26 protein-coding genes are annotated in these 26,938 nt (G+C 66.3%); 11 read left to right on the forward strand and 15 right to left on the reverse strand.

Going from position 1 to position 26,938, the window contains the following annotated elements:
• Positions 1–71 precede the first annotated feature (71 nt).
• From AC3WTC_RS08885 to AC3WTC_RS08905, 5 genes are all read right to left on the reverse strand, one after another.
• Complete coding sequence (locus AC3WTC_RS08885; protein WP_025875282.1) at positions 72–821, reverse strand: cytochrome c1; 750 nt, start codon at positions 819–821, stop codon at positions 72–74.
• A complete protein-coding gene (locus AC3WTC_RS08890) occupies positions 814–2,073 on the reverse strand; it encodes a cytochrome b (RefSeq protein ID WP_025875284.1) in 1,260 nt (419 codons plus the stop codon). Before AC3WTC_RS08890 ends, AC3WTC_RS08885 begins: the two co-directional genes overlap by 8 nt.
• Positions 2,073–2,693: a ubiquinol-cytochrome c reductase iron-sulfur subunit gene (gene petA / locus AC3WTC_RS08895; protein WP_025875286.1), complete on the reverse strand. Its 621-nt coding sequence runs from the start codon at positions 2,691–2,693 to the stop codon at positions 2,073–2,075. The genes AC3WTC_RS08890 and petA overlap by 1 nt, the downstream gene beginning before the upstream one ends.
• A gap of 195 nt (positions 2,694–2,888) precedes the next feature.
• Positions 2,889–3,836: a lytic transglycosylase domain-containing protein gene (locus AC3WTC_RS08900; RefSeq protein ID WP_492711304.1), complete on the reverse strand. Its 948-nt coding sequence runs from the start codon at positions 3,834–3,836 to the stop codon at positions 2,889–2,891.
• Between the two features lie 46 nt (positions 3,837–3,882).
• Entirely contained in the window at positions 3,883–4,851 is a 969-nt protein-coding gene (locus AC3WTC_RS08905; protein WP_492711305.1) for a helix-turn-helix transcriptional regulator, read from the reverse strand.
• Positions 4,852–4,931: 80 nt separating this feature from the next.
• Between AC3WTC_RS08905 and AC3WTC_RS08910 the strand changes: the two genes are divergently transcribed.
• Positions 4,932–5,552, forward strand: coding sequence for a glutathione S-transferase family protein (locus tag AC3WTC_RS08910; protein ID WP_025875290.1), 621 nt, complete (start codon positions 4,932–4,934; stop codon positions 5,550–5,552).
• Positions 5,553–5,712: 160 nt separating this feature from the next.
• Positions 5,713–7,131 carry a tRNA (N6-isopentenyl adenosine(37)-C2)-methylthiotransferase MiaB gene (gene miaB / locus AC3WTC_RS08915; protein WP_492711306.1) on the forward strand — a complete coding sequence of 473 codons (1,419 nt, stop codon included), beginning with the start codon at positions 5,713–5,715 and terminating at the stop codon, positions 7,129–7,131.
• A gap of 132 nt (positions 7,132–7,263) precedes the next feature.
• Here miaB and AC3WTC_RS08920 read toward each other — a convergent pair whose 3' ends face one another.
• From AC3WTC_RS08920 to AC3WTC_RS08930, 3 genes are read right to left on the reverse strand one after another with little or no spacing between them, the layout of a single operon-like run.
• Positions 7,264–8,376, reverse strand: coding sequence for a DUF2705 family protein (locus AC3WTC_RS08920; protein WP_431601378.1), 1,113 nt, complete (start codon positions 8,374–8,376; stop codon positions 7,264–7,266).
• A complete protein-coding gene (locus tag AC3WTC_RS08925) occupies positions 8,373–9,296 on the reverse strand; it encodes an ABC transporter ATP-binding protein (RefSeq protein WP_492711307.1) in 924 nt (307 codons plus the stop codon). The genes AC3WTC_RS08920 and AC3WTC_RS08925 overlap by 4 nt, the downstream gene beginning before the upstream one ends.
• A gap of 20 nt (positions 9,297–9,316) precedes the next feature.
• Positions 9,317–10,273: an HlyD family secretion protein gene (locus AC3WTC_RS08930; protein WP_492711308.1), complete on the reverse strand. Its 957-nt coding sequence runs from the start codon at positions 10,271–10,273 to the stop codon at positions 9,317–9,319.
• A gap of 364 nt (positions 10,274–10,637) precedes the next feature.
• On the opposite strand from AC3WTC_RS08930, the gene AC3WTC_RS08935 reads away from it, so the two are divergent.
• The 8 genes from AC3WTC_RS08935 to AC3WTC_RS08970 all read left to right on the forward strand — a co-directional run bounded on the left by AC3WTC_RS08935 (position 10,638) and on the right by AC3WTC_RS08970 (position 17,263).
• Positions 10,638–11,624 (forward strand): PhoH family protein, encoded by a 987-nt coding sequence (locus AC3WTC_RS08935; protein WP_315829422.1) that lies wholly within the window; start codon positions 10,638–10,640, stop codon positions 11,622–11,624.
• The gene (gene ybeY / locus AC3WTC_RS08940) at positions 11,621–12,106 is read left to right on the forward strand and encodes an rRNA maturation RNase YbeY (protein WP_033830754.1); all 486 of its coding nucleotides are present in this window, start codon (positions 11,621–11,623) and stop codon (positions 12,104–12,106) included. The genes AC3WTC_RS08935 and ybeY overlap by 4 nt, the downstream gene beginning before the upstream one ends.
• A 47-nt stretch (positions 12,107–12,153) precedes the next feature.
• A complete protein-coding gene (locus AC3WTC_RS08945; protein WP_492711309.1) occupies positions 12,154–12,762 on the forward strand; it encodes a hypothetical protein in 609 nt (202 codons plus the stop codon).
• A gap of 50 nt (positions 12,763–12,812) precedes the next feature.
• The gene (locus AC3WTC_RS08950) at positions 12,813–13,415 is read left to right on the forward strand and encodes a hypothetical protein (RefSeq protein WP_492711310.1); all 603 of its coding nucleotides are present in this window, start codon (positions 12,813–12,815) and stop codon (positions 13,413–13,415) included.
• Between the two features lie 71 nt (positions 13,416–13,486).
• A complete protein-coding gene (locus tag AC3WTC_RS08955; protein WP_032975686.1) occupies positions 13,487–14,038 on the forward strand; it encodes a hypothetical protein in 552 nt (183 codons plus the stop codon).
• 64 nt (positions 14,039–14,102) lie between these two features.
• Positions 14,103–14,984: a CorC family transporter gene (locus AC3WTC_RS08960; RefSeq protein ID WP_032975685.1), complete on the forward strand. Its 882-nt coding sequence runs from the start codon at positions 14,103–14,105 to the stop codon at positions 14,982–14,984.
• Positions 14,981–16,222 carry a lipoprotein N-acyltransferase Lnb domain-containing protein gene (locus AC3WTC_RS08965; RefSeq protein ID WP_492711311.1) on the forward strand — a complete coding sequence of 414 codons (1,242 nt, stop codon included), beginning with the start codon at positions 14,981–14,983 and terminating at the stop codon, positions 16,220–16,222. The genes AC3WTC_RS08960 and AC3WTC_RS08965 overlap by 4 nt, the downstream gene beginning before the upstream one ends.
• Positions 16,223–16,228: 6 nt before the next feature.
• The gene (locus tag AC3WTC_RS08970; RefSeq protein WP_051501564.1) at positions 16,229–17,263 is read left to right on the forward strand and encodes a magnesium and cobalt transport protein CorA; all 1,035 of its coding nucleotides are present in this window, start codon (positions 16,229–16,231) and stop codon (positions 17,261–17,263) included.
• 122 nt (positions 17,264–17,385) lie between these two features.
• On the opposite strand, the gene AC3WTC_RS08975 is transcribed toward AC3WTC_RS08970, so the two are convergent.
• From AC3WTC_RS08975 to AC3WTC_RS08990, 4 genes are all read right to left on the reverse strand, one after another.
• Positions 17,386–18,750 (reverse strand): NAD-dependent succinate-semialdehyde dehydrogenase, encoded by a 1,365-nt coding sequence (locus AC3WTC_RS08975; RefSeq protein WP_080149304.1) that lies wholly within the window; start codon positions 18,748–18,750, stop codon positions 17,386–17,388.
• A gap of 63 nt (positions 18,751–18,813) precedes the next feature.
• Entirely contained in the window at positions 18,814–19,656 is an 843-nt protein-coding gene (locus AC3WTC_RS08980; protein ID WP_025875316.1) for an ABC transporter permease subunit, read from the reverse strand.
• On the reverse strand, positions 19,653–20,585 hold the full coding sequence (locus AC3WTC_RS08985; RefSeq protein WP_080149305.1) for an ABC transporter permease subunit: 933 nt from the start codon (positions 20,583–20,585) through the stop codon (positions 19,653–19,655). Before AC3WTC_RS08985 ends, AC3WTC_RS08980 begins: the two co-directional genes overlap by 4 nt.
• Positions 20,582–21,718 (reverse strand): ABC transporter ATP-binding protein, encoded by a 1,137-nt coding sequence (locus AC3WTC_RS08990; RefSeq protein ID WP_059063668.1) that lies wholly within the window; start codon positions 21,716–21,718, stop codon positions 20,582–20,584. Before AC3WTC_RS08990 ends, AC3WTC_RS08985 begins: the two co-directional genes overlap by 4 nt.
• Before the next feature lie 248 nt (positions 21,719–21,966).
• Here AC3WTC_RS08990 and AC3WTC_RS08995 point away from each other — a divergent pair, with 248 nt between their 5' ends.
• Positions 21,967–23,394 carry a flavin-containing monooxygenase gene (locus tag AC3WTC_RS08995; RefSeq protein ID WP_425513364.1) on the forward strand — a complete coding sequence of 476 codons (1,428 nt, stop codon included), beginning with the start codon at positions 21,967–21,969 and terminating at the stop codon, positions 23,392–23,394.
• A 56-nt stretch (positions 23,395–23,450) separates the two neighbouring features.
• On the opposite strand, the gene AC3WTC_RS09000 is transcribed toward AC3WTC_RS08995, so the two are convergent.
• The 3 genes from AC3WTC_RS09000 to AC3WTC_RS09010 form a co-directional block, all read right to left on the reverse strand.
• A complete protein-coding gene (locus AC3WTC_RS09000) occupies positions 23,451–24,560 on the reverse strand; it encodes a polyamine ABC transporter substrate-binding protein (protein WP_080149306.1) in 1,110 nt (369 codons plus the stop codon).
• 91 nt (positions 24,561–24,651) lie between these two features.
• The gene (locus AC3WTC_RS09005; protein ID WP_025875326.1) at positions 24,652–26,046 is read right to left on the reverse strand and encodes a glutamine synthetase family protein; all 1,395 of its coding nucleotides are present in this window, start codon (positions 26,044–26,046) and stop codon (positions 24,652–24,654) included.
• Positions 26,043–26,804, reverse strand: a complete 762-nt coding sequence (locus AC3WTC_RS09010) for a gamma-glutamyl-gamma-aminobutyrate hydrolase family protein (RefSeq protein ID WP_492711312.1) — start codon at positions 26,802–26,804, stop codon at positions 26,043–26,045. The genes AC3WTC_RS09005 and AC3WTC_RS09010 overlap by 4 nt, the downstream gene beginning before the upstream one ends.
• Positions 26,805–26,938 lie beyond the last annotated feature (134 nt).

The following is a 26,938-nucleotide window of genomic DNA, read 5'->3' on the forward strand; positions in this document are numbered from 1 at the left end:
TCGACTCCTCCCCGAGTGTGCAACCGACCATCACAAAAGCCAATAGGCCCGTTGCGATGGCCGGCCCTGGATCAGTGCACGTCCTTCCAGTATTCCTTCTTCAACAGGTACACCAGGAAGGTCAGCAGGGCCAGGAACAGGATCACCCAGACACCGAGCTGCTGCCGCTTCAGCGCGGCCGGCTCGCCGGCGTATTCAAGGAAGTTGGTGATGTCGCGCACGGCCTGGTCGTACTGCGCCGCATCGACCGAACCCGGGCTTTCGATGCGCAGGCCCGTCACCGGCGGGTCCATGCCGGCTGCTTCGGCCTTGCCATGTACCGCATGCTGCAGGCCCTGCATCTCCCACAACGGATTGGGCATGGATGCGTTGGCAAACAGCGCATTGTTCCAGCCCAGCGGGCGGCTGCTGTCCAGGTAGAACGACTTCAGGTAGGTGTAGATCCAGTCGCTGCCGCGCACCCGGGAAATCAGGCTCAGGTCCGGCGGCATCTTGCCGAACCACTTTTCGGCCTGCTCCTTGGGCATCGCCACCGGCACCGGATCGCCGATCGCCGAGCCGGTGAAGTTGAGGTTGTTCATCACCTCTTCCTCGCTCAGCCCCAGGTCCTCGCCCATCCGCGAATAGCGCAGGTACTTCAGTGCATGACAGCCACTGCAGTAGTTCATGTACAACTGGGCGCCGCGCTGCAGCGACGCCCGGTCACCCAGGTCGTTACCGGCCTGCAGGAGCTTGGTGCCGCCCTCGGCGGCCATGGCCAGGGTACTGCCCAGCATCAGGGCGGCCGCCAGGGCCAGCCGGACCATCCAGCGCTCAGTCATGCGTGGTCACCCTTTCCGGTACCGGCTTGGTCTTGTCCAGCCTTGTCCATATCGGCATGGTGATGAAGAAGGCGAAGTACAGGAAGGTCAGCACCCGCCCGACATAGGTCTCGTGTGCATCGGTACCAGGACCGGAACCGATCACCATCAGCCACGCAAAGCACACCACGAACATGCCCAGCAGGCCGCGCGACAGCCAGCCGCGGTAGCGGTAGGACTTGACCTTGGCCCGGTCCAGCCAGGGCACCAGGAACAGGATGGCGATGGCCGAGAACATCACGATCACGCCACCCAGCTTGTTGGGCACCACCCGCAACATCGCGTAGTACGGCGTGTAGTACCAGACCGGCTTGATGTGCTCGGGGGTGACCAGGCGATTGGCTTCGGTGAAGTTGTCGTGTTCCAGGAACAGGCCACCGAAGGCCGGTGCGAAGAAGATGATGAAGGCCGCGATGATCAGCAGGAAGCCCGCACCGACGCCGTCCTTGAGTGTGTAGTAGGGATGGAACGGGATACCGTCGGTCGGCGCGTTCGGTGACCAGCGGTTGCCCTTCGGGCCCTTCTTGATCTCCACGCCATCGGGATTGTTCGATCCCACTTCATGCAGCGCGCCCAGGTGCAGCACCACCAGCAGCAGCAGGACCAGCGGCAGCGCGATCACGTGCAGTGCGAAGAACCGGTTGAGCGTGGCGTCGCTGGGCAGGTAATCGCCCATGATCCATTCGGTCAGGCCGTTGCCGATCACCGGAATGGCGCCGAACAGCGAGATGATCACCTTGGCGCCCCAGAACGACATCTGGCCCCACGGCAGCACGTAGCCCATGAAGGCTTCGGCCATCAGCACGAGGTAGATCAGCATGCCCAGGATCCACACCAGTTCGCGTGGCTTCTGGTAGCTGCCGTACAGCAGCCCGCGGAACATGTGCAAGTAGACCACGATGAAGAACAGCGAGGCACCGGTGGAGTGCATGTAGCGGATCAGCCAGCCCCACTCCACGTCACGCATGATGTATTCGATGGAGGCGAATGCTTCGGCGGCATTCGTCTTGTAGTGCATGGTCAGGAAGATGCCGGTGACGATCTGGTTGACCAGCACCAGCAGCGCCAGCGAGCCGAAGTAGTACCAGATGTTGAAGTTCTTCGGCGCGTAGTACTCGCTGACGTGCTTGCGATAGATCGGCATCAACCCCGGCGCGCGGGCATTGACCCAGTCGGCCACGCCGGTGGCGGTACGGCTGAGGATGTTGGACATCAGGCAGCCCCCTGCGGATCGACACCGATGATGATGGTGTTGTCGTCCTGGTAGTGGTGCGCGGGCACCTTCAGGTTGATGGGTGCGGGCACGTCCTTGAAGACGCGGCCGGACATGTCGAAGCGCGACTTGTGGCAGGGGCAGAAATAGCCGCCCTTCCATTGCGGATCGTAGGGCTCGGGGCGGATTTCACCCACCATTTCCGGCGAACAGCCCAGGTGCGTGCAGAGACCGACCAGCACCGAGATCTCGGGCTTGATCGAGCGCAGCTCCGGGTTCTGCTTGAGCACGTACTCCGGCTGCTGGTCCTTCTCGCCGGACTCGGGGTCCTTCAAGCGGCCATCCAGCCCATGCAGCGCGTCAAGGATCGCCTTGGACCGTTTGACGATCCAGATCGGCTGGCCACGCCATTCCACGATCAGGCGTTGGCCTTCCTGCAGGGCGCTGATGTCGGCCACCACCGGTGCGCCGGCAAGCTTGGCGCGGGCACTGGGGTTCCAGGATTTGATGAAAGGAACTGCGGTGAATCCGACGCCGACGGCGCCCACCACGGCTGTGGTGGCAGTAAGAAAACGCCGACGTCCGGTGTTGACTGGATCGTGTACCCCATCGTTGGCCATCCGGCACTCCGATATTGATTAGGTAGCTTTAAGGCTGCCAGCGGTTCCGGTGGGGGCCAGAGCCGCATTGAATCTCGGTCGAGTGTAGCGGAACCGTTGCGCGCCACACAACGCATTGCAACAACATAGTTTGCGGGGTTGCCGGCCAGCGGCCGGCACTACCTGTTCAAAGGTGTGCCAGCCAACGGTCGGCACCTACTGCTTGCTCAGCACCGTGCGATAGCGCTCGGCCAGCTGGCCGACCCGGCGCACGTAATACTGGGTCTCGCTGTAGGGCGGCACGCCGCGATGGCGATCGACCGCGCCCTCGCCCGCGTTGTAGCCGGCAGCGGCCAGGGTCAGGTCTCCATTGAAACGCTTCAACAGCCACGCCAGATACTGCACACCGCCACGGATGTTCTGCCCCGCGTCGTAGGAATCGCTGACGCCGAAGCGCGCGGCGGTGGGCGGCATCAGCTGCATCAGGCCCTGGGCGCCGGCACGGCTGAGTGCGGTCGGGTTGTAGGCCGACTCGGCATGGATGATCGCGCGTACCACTGCCTCTTCCACCCCGAATTCGCGTGCGGCCGAGGTGATCTCGCTCTGGAAGGCCGTGGTGTTCAGGCGCACGCTGCCGAAATCGACGCGCGGATTGACCCCGCAGGCGTAACAGCGCTCCATGAAGCTGTAGCGGATGGTCCGCACCGGGCCGAGGTTGGCGACCTGGGTCGGGCGTGCGCTGGTGTAGTGGCGCACCCCGTCCTGCATGTACGAATAGACCTGTCCGCTGACCATCCTGCCGCCGCGCGGACTGGCCGGCGTAGAGGTCGTTGCGGGTGCCGGGGTCGCTGCGACAGCAGGACTGGCCGCAGCGGCGGCAACCGCGACCGGATTACGCTCGGCGCTGGCCACCACTGCAGCAGGTGCCGCAGGTGCCGCAGGTACTGGTAGCGGCGCCGGCACCGGCGTGGCGACCGGAGCGCGCGCCGCCCTGCCCGCGCTGCGGGTATAGCTGATGGTGCTGCATTGGGCACCAGCCACCCGCTTGCTGACATAGCTGGTGACACCGTCGGCGCCGAGGCACTTGTACAGGGTACCGGCGCTGGCCGGCGCAGCGGTCAGCGCAGCGATGATGATCGCCGTTATCCCCAGTCTCCCCTTCATGGCCGCGAGTGTCCCAGCTTCGCTGCGGCTTGCCAAGGGCGCCGGCTCAGACCGTGACGGCGGGCACGGCCAGGACCTGGCCAAGCCCGGCCAGGCGCTGGGCCAGCTCCTCGCGCAGCTCGGCCGGCGTGGTCCACACCGCCACCGGCAGGCGATCCAGGCTGAGGATCTGCGCCAGCATCATGCCGCGGCTCTCCGCGCCCATCCGCAACAGGCAATGTTCTGGCCCGTCGGCCTCCAGCACACCGCACCAGGGCGGAATGCACCCGGTCAGCTCCGCTTCGCTGCCGGCCAGGCGCAGGACGGCCTGCAGCGCGAACGGCGCTTGGCTGACCGCCTGCCGCACCATCACATCCGGCGGCGCCGGAGTGCGCCGATGCAGGCCAGGCTCTGGCAGCGGACGCACTGCGCCCATCCGGTCCACGCGCAGCGTGCGCCAGTCCTGCCGCCCCAGGTCCCAGGCCAGCAGATACCAGCGCCGTCCGTAGTTGACCAGGTGCTGGGCCTCGACTTCGCGTTGCGTCACCGCGTCCTGCGCGCTGCGGTATTCGAAGGCCAGCCGCGCGGCCTGCCGGCAATGCTGGGCCAGTCGCCCGAGCAGGCGCGCGTCGGTGGACGGCAGGTCGGACAGGGTTGCGGTGGCGGCATGTACTTCGCCGGCCTGCTGGCGGCGACGCGCCGGCACCAGCGGGTCGAGCTTGGACAGCAGGCCGCGTGCGGTGTCGTCGATGCCGGACACCGTGGCCGACGCCGCGCGCAGGGCAATCGCCAGTGTGGTGGCCTCCTCCTCATCCAGCAGCATCGGCAGCACCGGCGCACCGGCGCCCAGCCGGTAGCCGCCACCTACACCGGCCGAGGCCTGTACCGGATACCCCAGCTCACGCAGGCGCTCGACATCGCGACGGATGCTGCGCCGGTCCACGCCCATGCGCTCGGCCAGCTCGGCGCCGGACCAGTGACGGCGGGCCTGCAGCAGGGAAATCAGGCGAAGCAGGCGATGGGCGGTATGGCGCATGACGGATCGCGGACAGAAGTCGTCCGCAATTGTGCCCCAGCATGGGCCCCACTTCACCACCACCTGCAGGGAGCAATGCCATGACGTCACGCCAGATCACCCTCTACCACGCCGCCCGTTCACGCTCGAGCGGCGCTGTCGCCCTGCTCGAAGCGCTGGGCGCCGACTACCGCATGCAGGTGCTGGACCTGAAGGCTGGCGCCAACCTGGCCCCGGCCTATCTGGCGATCAACCCGATGGGCAAGGTGCCGGCCATCGTCCACAACGGCGCCCTGGTAACCGAGCAGGTGGCGATCTACCTGTACCTGGCCGACCTGTACCCGGAGGCCGGGTTGGCACCGCCGATCGGCGACGCCCTGCGCGGCCCTTACCTGCGCTGGATGGCCTTCTATGGCGCCTGTTTCGAGCCGGCCATGATCGACCGGGCGATGCGCCGCGATCCGCCGCCGCATGCGATGTCGCCCTATAACGATGCCGATACGGTGCTGCAGGTGATCGAAGCGCAGCTCGCGCAGGGACCGTACCTGCTGGGCGAGGTGATGAGTGCGGCCGACGTGCTGTGGGGCAATGCGCTGGCATGGACCAGTGCGTTCGGCCTGGTGCAGCCAGCACCGGCGACGGCCGCCTACATCGATCGAATGAGCGCGATGACCGCGTTTGATCGTTCGCGGCAGATCGATGCGGAGCTGATCGCGGCGTGAGGGCACCCGGCCCGGCGCTACCGAACGGGGCGGGATGCAGGTAGCGCGGGGCCATGCCCCGCGAGCGCCCAGTGCGGCGCCGCTGGCGTTGCGCCGGGCGCACGCCCTGGGATGCGGGTAGAATCGCCCCCTTTCCCGCCACCCGAATGGATTAAGCGCCATGACCGGGACGCCAGACGTCTTTCCGCCCGCCGCCCAGGGCGGCACTCCGCTCGTTGCCCTGCCCTCTGGTCCGCGCAAGCCCGACCAGGTGAAGGGCAAGCTGTACATCAAGACCCACGGTTGCCAGATGAACGAGTACGACTCGGCCAAGATGGCCGACGTGCTCGCCGCCAGCGATGGCCTGGAACTGACCGATCGCCCGGAAGACGCCGACGTCATCCTGGTCAATACCTGCTCGATCCGCGAAAAGGCGCAGGAGAAGGTGTTCAGCCAGCTGGGCATCTGGAAGAGCCTGAAGAACCAGGGCCGCGAGGTCATCATCGGCGTAGGCGGTTGCGTGGCGTCGCAGGAAGGCGAGGCGATCATCAAGCGTGCGCCGTTCGTCGACCTGGTGTTCGGCCCGCAGACGCTGCACCGCCTGCCGGAACTGATCCGCGCCCGTCGCGAGCAGCAGCGCCCGCAGGTGGACATCAGCTTCCCGGAAATCGAGAAGTTCGATCGCATGCCCGAACCACGTGCCGATGGCGCGTCGGCGTTCGTATCGATCATGGAAGGCTGCTCCAAGTACTGTTCGTTCTGCGTGGTGCCCTACACGCGTGGTACCGAAGTCAGCCGTCCGTTCGAAGACGTGGTGGTGGAAGTGGCACAGCTTGCGGCACAGGGCGTGCGCGAAATCAATCTGCTCGGCCAGAACGTCAACGCCTACCGTGGCCCCTATGGTGATGGCGAGCTCGCCGACCTCGGCCTGCTGATCCGCACCATCGCCGAGATCGACGGCATCGGTCGCATCCGTTTCACCACCTCGCACCCGCTGGAGTTCAGCGATTCGTTGATCGACGCGTTCCGCGACGTGCCGCAGCTGGCCAACTTCCTGCACCTGCCGGTGCAGGCAGGCAGCGACCGCGTGCTGTCGGCGATGAAGCGCGGTTACACCGCACTGGAATTCAAGTCGAAGATCCGCAAGCTGCGTGCGGTGCGCCCCGATATCTCGATCAGTTCGGACTTCATCGTCGGTTTTCCCGGCGAGACGGATGCTGATTTCGAGAAGACCATGAAGCTGATCGAGGACATCGGCTTCGACCACAGCTTCTCCTTCATCTATTCGCGTCGCCCGGGTACGCCGGCTGCAGACCTGGAAGACACGATCAGCGACGCGGAAAAGCATGCGCGCCTGTCGCGGCTGCAGGAACAGATCAACGCGCATGCCGCGCAGATCTCCGAAAAGATGGTCGGCAGCGTACAGACCGTGCTGGTGGAAGGCCCTTCGCGCAAGAACCCCAACGAGCTGACCGGCAAGACCGAGAACATGCGTTCGGTGAACTTCCCGGCGCACCCGCGCCTGATCGGCCAGTTCGTGGACGTGGTGATCACGGAAGCGATGACCAACTCGCTGCGCGGGCGCGTGGTGACGGAATAAGGTGTGCCGACCAACGGTCGGCACCCACCGAGGAATTGAGGCGTGCCGACCAACGGTCGGCACCCACCGCAATTGATGCCGGCCAGCGGTCGGCACCTACCGGGGTGGATGCCGACCGTTGGTCGGCATGCTTCAATCCAGGCGTTTGCGGAAGCGCAGGATGGCCAGGGTCATCATCGCCACGATGAACACCAGCAGCGCCAGCGCGTCGGGCCACAGCTCCCACAGCGAAGCCCCGCGCAGCATGATGCCGCGTACCAGGCGCAGGAAATGGGTCAGCGGCAATACTTCAGCCAGCCACTGCACCGGCCGGGGCATGCCGGCGAACGGGAACATGAAGCCCGACAGCAGGATGGAGGGCAGGAACAGGAACAGGGTCATCTGCATGGCCTGGAACTGCGAACGCGCCCGGGTTGAAATCAACAGGCCCAGCGCCAGGTTGGCCAGCACCAGCAGCACGGCGGCAAGATAGACATCCAGCAGGCTGCCGCGGATCGGGACCTCGAACAACCACGTACCCAGCAGCAGCACCAGGGTGGTCTGCAGCAGACCGATCGCTGCGTATGGCAATACCTTGCCGACCATCAGTTCGCTGCGCGATACCGGCGTGGCGATCAGCAGCTCCATGTTGCCGCGTTCGCGCTCGCGTACCACCGCCACTGCAGTGAACATCACCAGGGTCATGGTCAGGATCACCCCGATCAGGCCGGGCACGATGTTCACCGCTGACCGTCGTTGCGGATTGTAGAAGCTGATGACGCTTAACGGCCCGCTGGCAATATTGCCCTCGCGCAGCGGCCGTGTGTTGCTGGTCGGGCGCGTGTCCAGCGGTACCTGCGCCAACTGGATCGCCGCACTTTGCACCACCGTGTCGCTGCCATCGACCAGTACCTGCACCGCTTCGCGGCCTTCGTAGCGGCGTCGTTCGAAATCGGCGGGAATCACGATGCCCACGCTGATTCGGCCCCGTCGCAACGCCTCCATCAGCTGGTCGGGCGTGTAGGCCTGTGCGCGCGGGGCGATCACACCGGTGGCGACCATGTCCTGCACCAGCGCGCGAGAAGCCGCACTGTTGGCCTGGTCGGCGATGCCGGCATCCAGGTGCCGCAGGTTGAGGTTGATCGCATAGCCGAACAGCAGCAGCTGCATCACCGGGATGCCGATGATCATCGCCAGGGTGATCCGGTCGCGGCGCAGCTGGCGCAGCTCCTTGAGCATGATCGCCCACAGCCGTCGCAGGCTCATGCCGCCGGCTCCCGGCCGCGGCCACGGGTAGCGGAAACGAAGACGTCTTCCAGGTTGGGCGCCACCGGTTCGATGCTGGCCTGCGGATCGGCGGTGGCAAGGGCCTGCGCCAGCACGGCGGTATCGGCCGCGCCCTCACTGCACAGCACACGCAGCTCGGTGCCGATCTGCGCCACGCTGAGCACGCCCGGCAGCGCCGCCAGCGCGCGGCTGGCCTGCCGGGGTTGCGCGGTGGTGACGGCCAGGGTGCGACCCTGCAGCTGCGCGCACAGTTCGGCCGGCGTGCCATCGGCTACCAGGGCACCGCGATCAAGGATCGCCAGCCGGTGGCAGCGTTCGGCCTCGTCCATGTAATGGGTGGACACCAGCACCGTGGTGCCGGCATCGGCGAGTTCGAACAGCGCCTCCCAGAAATCGCGACGCGACTCGGGATCGACCGCACTGGTCGGCTCATCCAGGAACAGCAGTTCCGGCGCATGGATCACCGCACCGGCCAGCGCCAGCCGCTGCTTCTGCCCCCCGCTGAGGGTGCCGGCCAACTGCACCTGGCGATCCTGCAGGCGGTACTGCTGCAGCAGCGCATCGACCCGTTGCCGCGCCCGCGCGCGTGGCAGATCCTGGATGGCGGCAAGGAATTCCAGGTTCTCCCGCACTGACAGATCTTCGTATAACGAAAAGCGCTGGGTCATGTAGCCGATGCGGCGGCGCAACGCCTCGGCCTGCGCCGGGATCGCCAGGCCCAGCACGTCGATCTCGCCCGAGCTCGGCTCAAGCAGCCCGCACAGCATGCGGATGGTGGTCGATTTGCCCGAGCCGTTCGGGCCGAGAAAGCCGTATACCTGCCCACGCGGCACCTGCAGATCGACGTTGTCCACCGCCAGCAGGTCGCCGAAACGGCGGCTCAGGCCCCGCGCACGCACGGCGATGTCATCGACCGGGTTCAGAAGCGCACCTGCACCGGCAGCCCGGCGGGCAGCGCCTGCATGTCGGCACTGTCGTCGATCTCGATCTCGGCCAGGTAGCTCAACCGCGAGACGTCATCACCAGTCAACGCGTAATAGGGGGTAAAGGAAGGTTCGCTGCGGATCGACCGCACATGCGCTTTCAGCACGGTGTTGGCGCCGTCCAGCTGCACCAGCGCGGCCTGCCCGACCTTCACCTGCAGGCGCAACGGCTGCGGCAGGTACACGCGCGCATACGGCCGTTCGCCCACCAGCATCACCACCAACGGTGCACCGATCGGTGCCTGGTCGCCTTGCCTGTAGGGCAACGCATCGACCACCCCATCGCGCGGCGCGCGCAGCTGCAGCTTCTGCAGGTTGACGGCCTGCACGACCTCCTGTGCCTGTGTCGCCCTGGAGGCGGCCTGGCCCTGGGCGATGTCCTCACGACGGTTGCCGCGCTGCAGCTGCAGCCATGCCTGTTCGGCAGCACGCACGCTGGCCACGGCGTTGTCGGCGGCCGCGCGGGCCCGGTCCAGATCAGCGGCAGCCACCAACCGCTGACGGGCCAGCGGTTGCACCCGGCGGTAGTAAGCGGTGGCTTCCGCCGCCTGCGCGCGCAGCGCGGTGAGCTGTGCCTGCGCCTGGGCGATCTGCTCCGGACGCGGGCCCACCTGCATTTCCTCGAGCTGTGCCTGCGCACGGGCCGTTTCGGCCTGCGCGGCGTCGAGCTGGGCTGCGCCACGGGCAGGGTCCAGGCGCATCAGCAGCGCGCCCGCCTTGACCGCCTGCCCCTCGCGCACGTCAACGGTACTGATCACTTCAGCCGCCGGCGCGGGCACGCTGATCCGGTCCCATTCAAGCGTACCCAGTGCTGCTGGTGGTGCTTCGCCGCACCCCGCCAGCAGGCAGCTGCCCAGCAACCCCATCCTGCGCACCCACGTGACCACGGCCATGCGCCACCTCCTGCGATGGCGCCACGGTGCCATGCTCCCTGTGCACCCGCAATGATCCAGATCAGAGCTGGCCAATAATTGATCAGCCGCTGCCAACGCCACTGCCGCAAGGCTCGCTGCCACCTATCCACAGGTTCGTGGCAACACCGTCCACACCGCATGTGGAAAACCCTGCAGGCACTGGCACAATTTTCACCACGGCATCATCTTCCTTGTGGCACAAGCCCTGCGAAGGTGTATCCACAGGTTTCTTCAGCGCCGGTCCACACCCGGTGTGGAGAACTGTCGTCATGCCGGCTTGCGCGTTACCCTTGTCGTCCCTGACTCCATCGCGGTGGACGGCGACCCCGCCCCACCCCAAGCAATGAAAAGCATCGAGCATCGAGACTTCACCCTGTCGCCGGAAGACAACGCGCAGCTGGCCAACCTGTGCGGCCCGTTCGACGGCCACCTGCGCCAGATCGAACTGAAGCTTGGCGTGGAAATCGCCAACCGCGGCTTCGTGTTCCGCATCAGCGGCCCGGCCGAGGCCAGCGCCGAGGCGCAGAAACTGATCGAGGCGCTGTACGAAGAAGCCGCAGAGACCACCTTCGACAACCACGCCATTCACCTGCGGCTGAACGCGGCCAACATCGAACAGATCGCCGACCGCTCCTACCAAGCGCAGGACGTGGCAATCAAGGTCAAGCGCGGAACCGTGCGCGGCCGGGGTTCCAACCAGAGCCGCTACCTGCACCAGATCGTCAGCCACGACATCAACTTCGGCATCGGCCCGGCCGGTACCGGCAAGACCTTCCTGGCCGTGGCCAGCGCGGTGGAAGCACTGAACGAATCACGCGTGCAGCGCCTGATCCTGGTGCGTCCGGCGGTCGAGGCCGGCGAGAAGCTGGGCTTCCTGCCCGGCGACCTGAGCCAGAAGGTCGACCCGTACCTGCGCCCACTGTACGACGCCCTGTATGAAATGCTGGGCGTGGAAAAGGTGCTCAAGCTGCTGGAAAAGAACGTCATCGAGATCGCGCCGCTGGCCTACATGCGCGGCCGCACGCTCAACGATGCGTTCGTGATCCTGGACGAAGCGCAGAACACCACCATCGAACAGATGAAGATGTTCCTGACCCGCCTGGGCTTCGGTTCCACCGCCGTGGTCACCGGCGACCTGACCCAGACCGACCTGCCCAAGCACGTGAAGTCCGGCCTGCGCGATGCGATCGACGTGCTGCGCGACGTGGAGGGCGTCAGCTTCACCTTCTTCGAAGCCCGCGACGTGGTCCGCCACCCGCTGGTGGCGCGCATCGTCAGTGCCTACGACCGCCGCGACCTGCATGAGATCCAACCTGGAGCGACTCCATGACCCGTGGTCCCGTACGACTGGATGTCGCCGTCAACTACGCCCTGCCCCGTGCCGGGCTGCCCTCGGCCGTCAGCTTCCGCAAGTGGGTGGCGGCTGCGCTGAAGGGCCGCATCCGCGAGGCCGACCTGGCCATCCGCGTGGTCGACAGCAAGGAAGGCCAGTCGTTGAACCGGCACTACCGGGGCAAGGACTACGCCACCAACGTGCTGAGCTTCCCGGCCGACGTGCCGGAAGGCCTGCCCAAGGGCGTCAAGTTCCCGCTGCTGGGCGACCTGGTGATCTGCGCACCGGTGGTGGCGCGTGAAGCCGAGGAGCAGGGCAAAGTGCTCAACGCCCACTACGCGCACCTGACCGTGCACGGCGTGCTGCACCTGCTCGGCTGGGACCACGAGGACGACAAGGAAGCCGAGGCGATGGAACAGCTGGAGCGCGAGATCCTGGCCGAGCTTGGCATAGACGACCCGTACGCGGGCGAGCGCTGAGCCGGGGACAGCGCTATCCTGCGCCTGCAACCTCCCCGGAGACATGGATGATGATGGGCGACATGGGGCCGCTGCTGGCCGGAAGTGCAATCTTCTCCCTGCTGCTGGTCGTGACCGCCAACGTGGTGCGCCGCGTCAGCGCCAACCACCCCGACGGCCGGCACTGGCTGCTGGGCACACTGGCCCTGTTGTCGCCCACCAGCCTGCTGGCAGGCGTAGCCGTGGGCGTGGTCGGGCCGCACCTGCTCAGCGGCAATGGGCCGGTGAGCAGTACGTCGGCGATCTGGATGACCGCGATGGTGCTGATCCTGATCGGCGCGCTCTCCGCACCGGTGAGCTGGCGCGTGGTCCTGCAGCAGCGCCTCGGGCGCGCAAGCGGCAGCCTGCCGTTCTTTTACGCAACGCGTGCGCAGCTGTGGGCGCTGTTCCTGCTCGCTGTGGTGTACATCAGCACTATCCACCTGGCGAGCACGAACCTGCCGGACTGGCTGCTGGAACCGGGTGCACTGCCGGTTGCGGTCCGCGCAGTGATGCAACTGGTCCACGTGGCACTGCTCTCGGCGATGCTGACCCTGCCGGCGATGGCGTTGCGCACTGTGGCCAATCGTTCGGTACGACGTGTGCGGGCGCTGCTGCACCGGACACCGCAGGGCTGACACCGCCCTTTGCAACGGGTGATGCTGCCTCGGGAGCACCAATGACCTTGATGTCCGCACTATTGCTCTCCACCCTGCTGCAGTCCGGGGCAGGCCTGATGCCCGATCCTGACCGGCCCTCACCGTTTCCCGCCAGTGACAGTGAGGCCGACATCAGTGCCAAGGTCGCCGAGCTGCGCGCTTTTTTCGGCAGCAGCGAGCAGGACACCCGCAACACCGTCGCCACCGCCCAGCAACGGGCGCTGATCGAGCGCCTGGAAGCCAGGCACGCGGCGCGGCTGGCGGGTATCTGGGTGGACAACGATCCGGGCTGGCACGTCGTGGTGCGACTGACCGGTGATGAACCGGTAGCAGATGAGGTACATGGCGGCGCAGATGGCCCGCAGTACGTGCACTTCCGCACCGGCGCCGCGCTGACGGAGGCGGAGATGCAGCGCCGCCTGGGCAGCCATCGCGATTGGCTGATGCAGCAGTTTCCGGACACCTTGGGCTTCCACCCGGATGTCCGTACCGGCGAGCTGAACCTGATGCTGAAAGACACCGCGACCCACCGCGCAACCGCCGCCGCCAGCCTCGATCACCTGCAGCTGATGCTGGGGTTCCCGGTCAGAATCCAATGGCTGCCACCCGACACGCACTCGTTCCCGCCCTGAACAGCCCGGTCGCTGGACGTCGCGGCGGCCGTTACCATGGTCCAGCTTTCTCCATCGCGGACCTTCTGCCTGTGCTGCTGCGTACTGCCCTGCCCCTGCTGCTCGTTGCCTCCACCGCTTCCGCCGCGCCACTGGACCTGCCTGCGCTGATCGAATGCCGCCAGGGCGTGGCCGAGCACGCCGCGCTGGCACCGCTGCTGGCCGATCCGCTGAAGGCCGTGGCGCATGGCCTGCAGCCGCTGCCGCAGGGCAACCAGTTCATGAGCGAGTACCGGCTGGCCAGCCCGATCACCGTGTTCGGCCAGCAGACCGAGCGTGTGGCCGTGGCCGGCGCCAGCATCATGGCCGTGCTCGACCAGGCCGATCCGCGGCCGCTGGCCAAGCAGCTGGCCCTGGAGATCGGCTACGACCAGGACGGCAAGTTCATGGCCGGGCGCGAGCTGGTCAGCCGCGATGTGACGGACCCGAAGACCGGGGAGGCGCAGATCGAGTCGATCATCCTCAGCGTATCCACCGTCGCCAGCCACCCCGGCAGGACCCTGGCCGGCTGCACCTACAGCCTGGACCTGCCGGCCGAGGACGAGGGCCCGGCCGCCACCGCCCCGGCGGCCGACGGTCACTGACAGGCCCCCACATCCTGCTAGACTTGGGTCATCGCCCGGCCTGCCGGGTGCCTTTTTTCCAGAGATGTCAGAAGACGACAGTAGTAGCTCCTTCGTGGAGCACAGCGAAAAGAAGCGCGGCTGGCTTGAACGCCTGACGTCTGCTTTTTCCGGCGAACCCCACACCCGCGACGAGCTGGTCGCTGTCCTGCACACCGCGCAGGAAGAAGGGTTGATCGCCGCAGATACCCTGAAGATGATGGAAGGTGCCATTTCGGTGGCCGAGCTGACCGTGGGCGACGTGATGATCTCGCGTTCGCAGATGGTGTCGCTGCCGGTGGAGGCGCCCTTCCTGGAGCTGATGAAGCAGGTGGTCGAGTCCGGCCATTCGCGCTTCCCGGTGCATGGCGAAAACAAGGACGACATCCTCGGCGTGTTGCTGGCCAAGGACCTGCTGCGCGGCGTGGTTGCCGACAACGGTCCGGGCAACGTGCGTGAGCTGCTGCGCCCGGCGGTGCTGATTCCGGAAGCGAAGAAGCTCAACGTGCTGCTGAAGGAATTCCGCCTGTCGCGCAACCACATGGCGATCGTGGTGGACGAGTACGGCGGTGTCGCCGGCCTGGTCACCATCGAGGACGTGCTGGAGCAGATCGTCGGCGAGATCGACGACGAGCACGACGAAGCCGAGGATTTCTCGGCGCAGATCGCCATCCAGGCCGATGGCCAGTACGTGGTGGATGCGCTCACGCCGATCGGCGATTTCAACGAGCGCTTCGGTGCCACCTTCTCCGATGAGGACTACGACACCATCGGTGGCCTGGTGACCGAAGCGGTGGGCCATCTGCCGGAAGTCGGTGACGAACTGGCGCTGGACCGCTTCATGTTCCGCGTAGCCCGCGCCGATGCGCGCCGGGTCCAGGCCTTCCATGTAACGGTGCTGGCACCGGACGCGCAGGACGACGCTTGAAGCACCGTGGCCTGATCCTGACGGTGTGGCTGGCACTTTGCGTGCTGGCCACGACCCTGCCACTGACCGCGTTCGCGCAGGCGGCGCCACCGGCCGTTTCGACGGCCAGCGATGCCCCTGCCCCGCGCGTCGGTGTGGTCACCATGCAGCCCGGCACCGTGTTCTTCGAGCGCTTCGGCCACGATGCCATCGTCGTGCTGGACCCGGTGAGCGGCGAGGCGATCTCGTACAACTTCGGCTACTTCGATCCGTCCGAACAGGATTTCATCGGCCGCTTCGTGCGTGGCGACATGATGTATTACCTGGTGGCGCTGCCACTGCAGCAGGACCTGTCGTACTACGACGAGACCGGCCGCGGTGCCAGCGTGCAGTGGCTGGATATCACCCCTGACCAGGCACGCTCGCTGGCCGCAGACCTGGCCGAACGGGCCAAGCCGGAAAACGCGCGCTACCACTACGATTACTACACCGCCAACTGCGCGACGATGGTGCGCGACACGCTGGACAAGGCGCTGGGCGGCGGCCTGCACTCGCAGCTGTCGGGCCGTTCGCGTGGCAACACCTATCGCAGCGAGTCGGTACGCCTGGCCTCCCCAGCACCTTGGATGTGGCTGGGCTTCGATATCGGCCTGGGTCCGTTTGCCGACCAGCCGCTGTCGCGCTGGCAGGAAGCCTTCGTGCCGATGCGCCTGGCCGATGCCCTGCGGCAGGCCCGCAACAGCGACGGCCGCCCGCTGGTGCAGTCCGAGCAGGAACTGCTGCCGCACCGCATCGATCCCGAACCGAAGGAGTTCGCGCGCCACTGGTGGCCGTGGCTGCTGTGTGGCCTGGTGATTGCGGTCGGCGTGCTGGCGCTGCGCAGGCGTACGCGCCTGCTGGCCGGCCTGGCCTTGCCGCTGTGGCTGCTGTGCACCATCGCCGGTGGCCTGCTGGTGTTCCTGTGGGGCTTCAGCACGCACTACGCTGCCTGGGCCAACCGCAACCTGCTGCTGCTGTCGCCGCTGTGCGTGCTGCTGTTGCCGGGGGCGATCAGCCTGCTGCGGCGGCGCGTGCCCGGCCGCGTGTTCAGGATCGTGCTGTGGCTGGTGGCGGTGCAGGCCGTGGCTGCCCTGGTGCTGCACTGGCTGAGCCTGCAGGCGCAGTACAACGTGCAGTGGATCGTGCTGCTGCTGCCGGTCCACGCGGCGCTGGCCTGGGTGCTGGGGCGCCGTCCTCACTTGTCGGAAACGCAGCACTGACGCACGATGGCGGGCATGTCATTGCCCGCCCCACTGCCCGCCCCTGCTGCCGCCTCCGCCGCAGCCAATCCCACCTGCGTCATCAACTGCGTCCACTACGATGACGACGGCAAACGCCACGACATCAGCCTGGATGCCATCAGCGATGTCATCGCCAGCAACAATGGTTTCGTCTGGGTCGGCCTGTACGATCCGAACGAAGACGTGCTGCTGAAGCTGCAGGAAGAATTCTGCCTGCACGACCTGGCCGTCGAAGATGCGCGCAACGCGCACCAGCGCCCCAAGGTGGAGGCCTACGGCAACTCGTTGTTCGTGGTGGTGACCACCGCGCAGATGGTCGACGAGCGCATCCAGTACGGCGAGACCCACGCCTTCCTCGGCCCACGGTTCCTGGTGACCGTTCGCCATGGCGCCTCGCTCTCGTACGCACCGGTGCGCGCGCGCGTGGAGCGCGAACCACAGCTGCTGAAAATGGGCCCCTCGTACTGCCTGTACGCCGTGGCCGACTTCGTGGTCGACAATTACCTGCCCATCACCAACCGCTTCCGCGACACCCTGGAACTGCTGGAGAAGGACATCTTCGCCGACAGCTACAAGCGCAGCACGGTGGTGCGCCTGTATGAGCTCAAGCGCGAGTTGAACAAGATGCGGATGGCGGTGGCGCCACTGCAGGATGTATTGGCACAGCTGCGCCGCTACCAGGGCGAGCTGTTCCCGGACGAAGTGAAGCTGTATATCCGCGACGTGCACGACCATGCGGTGCGCATCAGCGATGTCATCGACACGCTGCGCGAAATGCTGGGCACGGCCCTGAGCGTGAACCTGTCACTGGTGACGCTGGCCCAGGGGGAGACGGTGAAGCGGCTGGGTGCATGGGCCGCGCTGCTGGCCGCACCGACGCTGATCACCAGCTGGTATGGCATGAATTTCAGCCACATGCCGGAATTGAACCAGCCGTGGGCCTACCCGCTGATGATCGTCGCTGTCGGTGGCATCTGCGTTGGCCTGTACCGGCTGTTCAAGCGGGTGAAGTGGTTGTAGGGCGTATCGACCAACGGTCGATACCCACCGGACCGGTAGGCCACCAACGGTCGATACCCACCGGACCGGTAGGCCACGACGGTCGACACCTAGCGTACCTGTCGTGGCGCATTGGGTGATCATCAAGCCACGTAGATGGTCTTGATGTTCATGAACTCATGGATGCCGTGGTCGGCCAGTTCACGGCCGAAACCTGACTCCTTGCTGCCGCCGAACGGCAACCGCGCATCGCTCTTGACGATGGCGTTGACGAAGGCCGCGCCGCATTCCATGCGCTGGGCGAAGGACTCGCCACGCACCGGGTCACGCGTCCACACGCTGCCGCCGAGGCCGAAGCGGGTGTCGTTGGCCACGCGCAGCGCTTCGGCTTCATCCTTGACCCGGATGACCGCAGCGACCGGCCCGAACAGTTCTTCGTCATAGGCGGGCATGCCCGGCCCCACCTGGTCAAGCACGCTGGCCGGGTAGCCCGCATGCGAACCGGCGATCGGTTCGCCGCCGATCAGCACCCGCGCGCCTTTGGCGACGCTGGCCTGCACCTGCTTGTGAAGTTCGTCGCGCAGGTCGGCACGGGCCATCGGCGCCAGTGTGGTGCCGCGCTCGTTCGGGTCGCCGTACTGACGCTCGCCCGCGGCCTCGACGAAGCGCCGGGTGAATTCATCGGCCACCGCTTCAACCACGATGAAGCGCTTGGCGGCAATGCAGGTCTGGCCACTGTTGTCGAAGCGCGACTTCACCGCGGCGGCAACCGCCTTGTCCAGGTCGGCATCATCGAGCACCACGAAGGCGTCGCTGCCGCCCAGCTCCATCACCGACTTCTTCAACTGGCTGCCAGCGTTGGACGCGATGGAGCGCCCTGCCCTCTCGCTGCCGGTCAGGGTGACGGCCTTCACCCGTGCATCGCGCAGTACGTCGGCAGCCTGGTCGTTGTCGATGTGCAGCACGTCGAACACACCGTCCGGCAGGCCACCATCGCGGCACACCGCCAGGATCAGGTCGGCGCACTGCGGCACGTTGCTGGCATGCTTGAGCAGCGCCACGTTGCCGGCCATGAACGCCGGGGCCAGGAAGCGGAACACCTGCCAGATCGGGAAATTCCACGGCATCACCGCGAACACGCAGCCGATCGGTTCATAGCGCACGTAGCTGCGCTGGGCCTCGGTGTCGATCAGCTGCGGCTTCAGATAGTCCGCGGCATGGTCGGCATAGAACTCACAAGTGGCCGCGCACTTTTCCACTTCGGCCAAGGCCTCGGCCTTCAGCTTGCCCATCTCGCTGGTCATGGCCTGCTGCAGGTCATCGCGGCGCGCACGCAGCTGGCCGGCAATCTGCTTGAGGATCGCCCCGCGATCCTGCAGCGAGCGCTCGGCCCAGCGTGGGAACGCCTCGGCTGCGGCCTGCAGGCGCTGCTCGATAGCAGCGGCATCCATCAGCTCATGGCGGTAGGTCACCTGGCCGGTGGCCGGGTTGATGATCTCGACGGTCATGGGGGGTCTCCATCAGGTAGACCCCCATTGTGCGCCGGCCGCCGTGAGCCGGATGTTGCCGGCTCAGCCGTTGTCCTGGCGGGCCAGCTGCAGGTCGCGCTGGCGTCGCTTCTCCGCACGCGCATTGATGTACCAGCCGATCACCGCAGCAATGGATACTGCAGACACCAGCAGCGTGGCCAGCGCATTGATCTTCGGGCTGATGCCCATGCGTACCGAGGCGAACACCTTCATCGGCAGCGTGGTCGAGCCCGGCGTGGCAACGAAGCTGGCCACCACCACGTCATCCAGCGACAGGGTGAACGCCAGCAGCCAACCGGCCACCAGCGCCGGGGCGATGATCGGCAGGGTGATGCGGGTGAACACGGTCAGCCGGCTCGCGCCGAGATCCATCGCCGCTTCTTCCAGCGACAGGTCCATCTCCTGCAGGCGCGAGGACACCACCACGGTGACGAAGCACAGGGTGAAGGTGACGTGGGCGATCCAGATGGTGGCCAGGCCACGCGCCGGGAAGCCCGGTATCGCGCCCATCGAGGCCAGCAGCGCCATCAGCGAGAAGCCGAGGATCACGTCCGGCATCACCAGCGGCGCGGTCACCAGCGCACCGAAGAACGGCTTGCCGCGGAAACGCTTGAAGCGGGTCATCACCATCGCCGCCAGCGTGCCAAGCACGGTGGCGGTACAGGCGGTCCAGAACGCGACCACCAGGCTGGTCCACATCGCATCCATCAGCGCGCGGTCGGCAAACAGGTCGCTGTAGGCACGGGTGGAGAACCCGGCCCAGACCATGGCCAACCGCGAGCTGTTGAACGAATAGAACATCAACAGCAGGATCGGCAGGTACAGGAAAGCGAAGCCGAGCAGCAGCACGCCCAGGCCCAGGCCCTTGGCAGAACGCGGGCTCATGCCTGCTTCCCTTCCAGCAACCGCTGCTGGGATCGGTTGAACAGCAGGATCGGCACCAGCAGCAACAGGATCATCGCCGCCGCCATTGCCGAGGCACCGGGCCAATTGCGGTTGTTGAAGAACTCGTTCCACAGCTGGCGACCGACCATCAGGGTTTCCGAGCCACCCAGCATTTCCGGGATCACGAATTCGCCGATCGCCGGGATCATCACCAGCATGCAGCCGGCGATGATGCCCGCCTTCGACAGCGGCAGGGTGATGCGCAGGAATGCCTGCCACGGCTTGGCGCCGAGGTCGTAGGCTGCTTCCAGCAGTCGGTGGTCATGCTTGACCAGGTTGGCGTACAGCGGCAGCACCATGAACGGCAGATAGCAGTACACGATGCCGATGTAGGCCGCGGTCGGGGTGTCGATCAGCTGCAGTTTCGGCAGGCCCATCGAGGTCATCAGCGACTGCAGGCCGGTGTACTGCAGGAACTGGTCGAGCAGGCCGTTGCGGTCCAGGATCGCTTTCCATGCATAGACGCGGATCAGGAACGAGGTCCAGGACGGCAGCACCACCAGCATCATCGCCACGTTGCGCGCGGCCGGCGACAGGCGGGCGATGGCATAGGCCATCGGATAGCCGATCAGCAGGGTGAGGAAGGTCGAGATGGCGGCGATCCTGATCGAGCTCAGGAACGCCTGCGCATAGATCGAATCACGGAACAGCGCCAGGTAGTTCTCGAGGTTGAGCTTGAGCGAGAGCCCGCCATCGACGTACTGCAGCAGCCAGGTGTACGGGGGCGAGCCGACCCGGCTGTGCGAGAAACTGATCATCAGCACGATCAGGAACGGCACGGCGAAGAACAGCAGCAGCCACAGGTACGGAATGCCGATCACCGTGGCACGCAGCCCCGGCAGCCAGCGCTTGAGGCCGGCGGCGCTCATGAGGTCAGCACCACGCCGTCGTTGTCGCGCCAGTGCACCCACACCTCGTCACCCCAGGTCAGGCCATCGCTGGCCCAGCGCTGCGAGTTGGCGAAGTTGGCCAGCACCTTGGCGCCGCTGGGCAGGCGCACGTGGTAGACCGAATGGCTGCCGAAGTAGGCAATGTCCTCGATCACGCCCTGCGCCTTGTTGGTGTGCCCTTCCGGCTCGTCCTTGCCGATCATCACCTTCTCCGGGCGCAGCGCGAACGCGACCGGCTGCCCTTCGTAGCAGGTGATGCCATGGGCGATGTAGACCGGCGCCGGGAACAGCGGCGAGCGCACGGTCACGTATTCGGGCAGGTCCTCGTCGATCACCCCGTCGAACAGGTTGACCGAACCGATGAACTCGGCAACGAAGCGGTTGGCCGGCTGCTCGTAGACCTCATCGGGCTTGCCGACCTGCTGGATCCAGCCGGCGTCCATCACCGCGATGCGGGTGGCCATGGTCATCGCCTCTTCCTGGTCGTGGGTGACCATCACGCAGGTCACGCCCGACGACTCGATGATGCTGACCAGCTCCAGCTGCATCTGCGAGCGCAGCTTCTTGTCCAGCGCGCCCATCGGTTCGTCCAGCAGCAGCAGCTTTGGCCCCTTGGCCAGCGACCGCGCCAGCGCCACGCGCTGCTGCTGGCCGCCGGACAGCTGGTGCGGCTTGCGCTTGCCAAGATGGCCCATCTGCACCAGGTCGAGCATCTCGCCCACGCGCTTGGCGATGGCCTCGCGGCCGAGTCCGTCCTGCTTCAGGCCGAAGGCGATGTTCTGCTCCACGGTCATGTGCGGGAACAGCGCATAGGACTGGAACATCATGTTGACCGGCCGCTGGTACGGCGGCAGCGCGTCCATCCGCTGGCCATCGACGGTGATGCTGCCCTTGGTGGGTGTCTCGAAGCCGCCCAGGCAGCGCAGCAGGGTCGACTTGCCACTGCCGGAGCCACCGAGCAGCGCGAATATCTCGCCCTTGCGGACGTCCAGGTTGACGTCGTCGACGGCGACGAAGCCATCGAATTCCTTGCGCAGATCACGAATGGAGAGATAGCCGGGCACACCGGTCGCTTCGACGACGGCGGCTTCCGGCTGGGCTTCAACGGGCATGGGGGCTCCGGGAGCGGGCGGTGGACAGCGGCCGCCATTCTACCGGCCGGGGGCCGATGGGGATATGACGACGGCGGGCGGGAAGGCGCCGCTGGCCGTCCTGGAGTACCGGACCGGTGTCGGGTTTGGCCCGCAAATGGCGCACTCCAGGCGCAACACGCGCCCCCCTGCGTGGCCGTTGCCTGGTGTTTCCGCCTTGGCCTGCGGGTGCCGCGCCGAATCTGCAACGTTTTTCAGAACCGGGAGCCTTGATCGCCCGCCACTACCCCGTCGCAATCCCCAGGATCGAGGCCGACCATGGACGAACACGCGTGACATCCGCAGACACTTCTGTCTTCGCCCCACCCGCCCCCCAGCCCTCGTCAGCTGATCGGCTGGAGGTGGCCATCATCGGCGCCGGCCAGGCCGGGCTGTCACTCAGCGCGGTCCTGCAGGAGGCCGGCATCAAGCATCGCGTACTGGAGACGGAAACCGTGGGCGCCAGCTGGCGGCGGCGCTGGGATTCCTTCCAGACCAACACCGCCAACGCGACGATGGCCCTGCATGGCCACGCCTATGCGGGCGACGACCCGGAGGGCTTCATGGCTGCACCGGAAGTGATCCAGCGGCTCCGCGACTACGCCAGCGAAAGGTCACTGCCGATCCACGAAGGCTGCGCGGTCCTGCGTGTCACGCCCAAGGCGGGCGGCTACGCCATCGAATCCAGCCGCGGGCCGATCCAAGCCGCTGCGGTGGTGGTGGCCACCGGCGAATACGGCCGTCCCCGGATGCCCCGCGTTCCCTTTGCGCCCGGGCCGGCGCTGGCGGTACTGCACTCCAGCAACTACCGCAATTCCCGGCAGCTTCCCGACGGCGCTGTGCTGGTCATCGGCGGCGGCCAGTCCGGCGCGCAGATCGCCCAGGATCTCCGCGCCAGCGGCCGCACCGTGTATTGGTCGCTGGCCGAGCGCCATTCGCATACGCGCCGGCTGCGCGGCAAGGATTCGATGACCTGGTGGGACATGGCCGGACGCATCCACCAGCATGTGAGTGAATCGGCCGGGGTACTCGCCGGGGAGCCGGACGCGCTGCGCAAGGCCCGGACCGCAGAGTTCCCGCTGATTTCCGGCAAGGGACGCGCAGGCCTGGGCAGCTCGATCAGCCTGCTGTCGATGCATCGCGAGGGCATCACGCTGCTGGGCCGCCTGCAGGGCTTGGACGCGGACATCGCCCGCTTCGCCGATGTCCGCCCACAGCTGCGCACGGCGGTCGAGGCGACGCGGGCCGAGTACGCCTATCTCGATTCACTGGCAAGCGGGTACTACGACACGCGGCCCGAACCGCGCACTGATGATGCCCGCTACATTCCCGAAGAGGTCTACCTGCACTGGGAGCCGGACGCCTCGCCGCGCGAACTGGATCTGAACGCTGCCGGCATACGCTCGGTTGTCCTCGCCACGGGCTTCGTCGCCGAATGGCCGTGGCTGCATGTGGACGGCGTGCTGGACGAACACGGTTATCCGCTCGGCGAGTTCGGCGTCTCCCCGCAGCCCGGGCTGTTCTTCATCGGGATGCACAACCTGCAGCGGATGAGCTCATCATTCCTGTGCAACGGCGGTCGCGATGCGCGCGACCTGTTGCCCGCCATCCTGCGGCACCTTGGCCGGGCCGGTGGTGCAGCTTCCGGGAAGGGCTGAGGCCATCCGCCGGGCATGGCCCGGCGCTACCACTTTCATCCAGCGGGCAGGACCGCTTACCTGCCGGTCTTCACCTCGGTCCACAGCCGGGTGTAGAGCTTGTCGGTCTCCGGCGTGTTGATCGAATAGGTGAACATCTTCGCGGCCACGTCGGCCGGCGGGTAGATGGTCGGGTCGTTGCGGATCGCCTCGTCCACCAGCGGGGTCGCGGTCGGCACCGGGTTGCCGTAGTGGATGAAGTTGGTGTTGGCCGCGGCCACCTTCGGTTCCAGCAGATAGTTGATGAACGCGTAGGCCGCTTCCGGATGCTTGGCATCCTTCGGGATGGCCAGCATGTCGAACCACTGCGGCGCGCCTTCCTTCGGGATCGAATAGGCCACGTGCACGCCATTGCTGGCCTCGGCCGCACGGTCGCGGGCCTGGATGATGTCACCCGACCAGCCCACCACCAGGCAGGTGCCACCGTTGGCCAGCGAGCCCACGTACTGCGAGGAGTGGAAATTCTGCACGTACGGGCGGATCGACTTCAGCAGGTCCGCCGCCTTCTGCAGGTCGGCCGGATCGCCGCTGTGCGGGTCCAGGCCCAGGTAGTGCAGCGCGATCGGAATCATGTCCGCCGGCGTGTCCAGGATGGTCACGCCGCAGTCCTTCATCTTGCTGATGTTTTCCGGCTTGAACACCAGGTCCCAGCTGTTGGCGATGTCAGCGCTGCCACCGAAACGCTGCTTCAGCATGTCCACGTTGTAGCCGATGCCGGTGGTGCCGATCATGTACGGCACACCGTACTGGTTGCCCGGATCCTGGGTGGCGATGCGCTTCATCACCGCCGGGTCGAGATTGGCCAGGTTCGGGATCTTCGACTTGTCCAGCGGCAGGAACACGCCGGCCTGGATCTGCCGGCCGAAGAAGTTCAGCGTCGGCACCACCACGTCGTAGCCGCTGTTGCCGGCCAGCAGCTTGGTCTCGACCATCTCGTCACTGTCGAACACATCGTAGGTGACCTTGATCCCGCTCTGCTTCTCGAAGTTGGGGATGGTGTCTTCGGCGATGTAGTCGCTGTAGTTGTAGACGTTCAGGACCTGGCTGTCCTGTCCGCCGCCGTTGCCGCCGCCACAGGCGGAAAGCATGGCGGAGGCCAGGCCGAGCGTGAGGATACGCAGCTTCATCGGGTGCTCCAGAATGCGGAAAGGGGGGCCGGCCGGGCCGGCGACGGGTGCCAGCCTACCCCCCGGCGAGGGATTTTTCTATTCGCGGCCTTCACACGTTCAGCAGCAGGAACTCGCGCTCCCACGAACTGATCACGCGGAAGAAGGTCTCGTATTCCTTGCGCTTGACCGAGGTGTAGGCGCGGCAGAAGCGCTCACCGAGCAGCGCCTGCAGCTCGCTGCACTGCTCCAGCCCGTCCAGCGCTTCACCCAGCGAACGCGGCAGGTCGTAGCCCAGTTCCTTGGCGCTGCCGGTCACCGGCGCATCCGGCGCCAGGCGCTCACGGATGCCGAGCAGGCCGCAGGCCAGGGTCGCGGCCATCGCCAGGTAAGGGTTGGCATCGGAGCCGGCAAAGCGGCTTTCCACCCGCATGTTCTCCGGCGTATCCAGCGGCACCCGCAGGCCGCAGGTGCGGTTGTCGAAGCCCCAGTGCACGTTGCTAGGCGAGACCTCACCGAACACCAGGCGCCGGTAGGAATTCACGTTCGGCGCGAAGAACGCCATGGCCATCGGCACATATTTCTGCAGGCCGGCCAGGTAATGGGCGAACAGCGGACTGAAGTCCTCACCACCGTGCTCGCCGGTGAACACGTTCTGGCCATCGCTGATGCGCAGCAGGCTCTGGTGGATGTGCATCGCACTGCCCGGCTCGTTCTCCATCGGCTTGGCCAGGAAGGTGGCATACACCCCATGGCGCATCGCCGATTCGCGCATGGTGCGCTTGAACAGGAACACCTGGTCGGCCAGATCCATCGCATTGGCGTGGGTGAAGTTGACCTCCAGCTGCGCCGCGCCGGATTCGTGGATCAGCGTATCCACGTCCAGCTTCATCGCATCGCAGTAGTCGTACATCAGGTCGAGGATCGGATCGAACTCGTTGACCGCGTCGATCGAGTACGACTGCCGCGCCGTTTCCGGGCGACCGGAGCGGCCCGCCGGTGGCAGCAGCGGAAAATCCGGATCGGTGTTCTTCTGCACCAGGAAGAATTCCAGCTCGGGCGCGACCACTGGCCGCAGGCCGAGCTCGGTATAGGCATCCAGCACCCGGCGCAGCACGTTGCGCGGCGCCAGCTCATGCGGCTCGCCGTTCTTGGTGTAGCAGTCATGGATGACCTGCGCGGTCGGGTCGGTCGCCCACGGCACCATGCGCACGGTGTCCGGGTCGGGGCGCAGGATCATGTCCGAGTCCGACGGCGAGGTCAGGTCGTAGTAATCGTCCGGAAATTCGCCGGTGACGGTGGTCGCGAAGATGCCTTCAGGCAGGCGCGTGCCATAGTCGTGCGAGAACTTGTCGGCCGGGATGATCTTGCCGCGCGCATTGCCGGTGATGTCCGGAACCAGGCATTCGACCTCGGTGATGCGCCGCTCCTTCAGCCAGCGCAGCAGGCTGCTTTCCTGCGGGGGCGGGGGCGTGGCCGTCTTTCGCGGGCGCGTTCGGGAACTCATGGGGATTCCAGTCGATTCTGTTGGTGCTGCCGGCAAGCTTGGCCGAACGCACGGAAAATAGCGTGATAGAACGGCGTCTGCATGACACGCCACTCCGGGTGCCACTGTACGCCGAGCACGAATCGATGGCGCGGGCTGCGGGCTGCTTCGACCAGGCCATCGTCGGCCCAGGCCTCGATCTGCAGGCCGTCGGCCACCTGTGCGATGCCCTGCCCGTGCACGGAATTGACCTGCACCCGATCGGCGGCACACCACTGCGCCATCCAACCCCCGTCGGCCAAGGTGATCGCATGGGCCGGACCATACTGCACCTCCACCGGCGCCTGCGGGTCTTCTCGATGGTCGGCCATGCCAGGTACCGCATGCACCTGCGGATGCAGCGTGCCACCGAGCGCCACATTCAATTCCTGGAATCCGCGGCAGATCGCCAGCACGGGTAGATCCAACGCCAGCGCCTCGTGCAGCAGCGCGAACGCAGTGGCGTCGCGCGCCGGGTCATGCCGGTTGCCGTTCCAGGTGCGGCCCCCTTCGTAATGCTGCGGCTCGATGTTGCTGACCGCGCCGGTCAGCAGCAGGCCATCCAGGCCCTGCAGCCAATCGCGCGCCGGCAGCGGCGGCTGCACACTCGGCAGCACCAGCGGTGTTGCCTGCGCAGCGTCAACCAACGCACGCACATATTTTTCCCCGGCCACCGCGAAACGATGATGGCCGAGCACGGTGCTGTCGGTGGGCAGGCCCACCCAGGGCAGGCGGCGCATGGGGAAACTCCTTGGCGTGGCATCAAGGTACGCGCCCGGCATCGGCATCGGCAAGCCGCTGCCCTCACACCACGGGCGCCCGGCTTGGGCCAAACTATCGGCGTGAAGCCCGACCGTCCTCCCCCGCTCCGACG

The organism is Stenotrophomonas sp. FW305-C-20-S1, assembly GCF_058783335.1.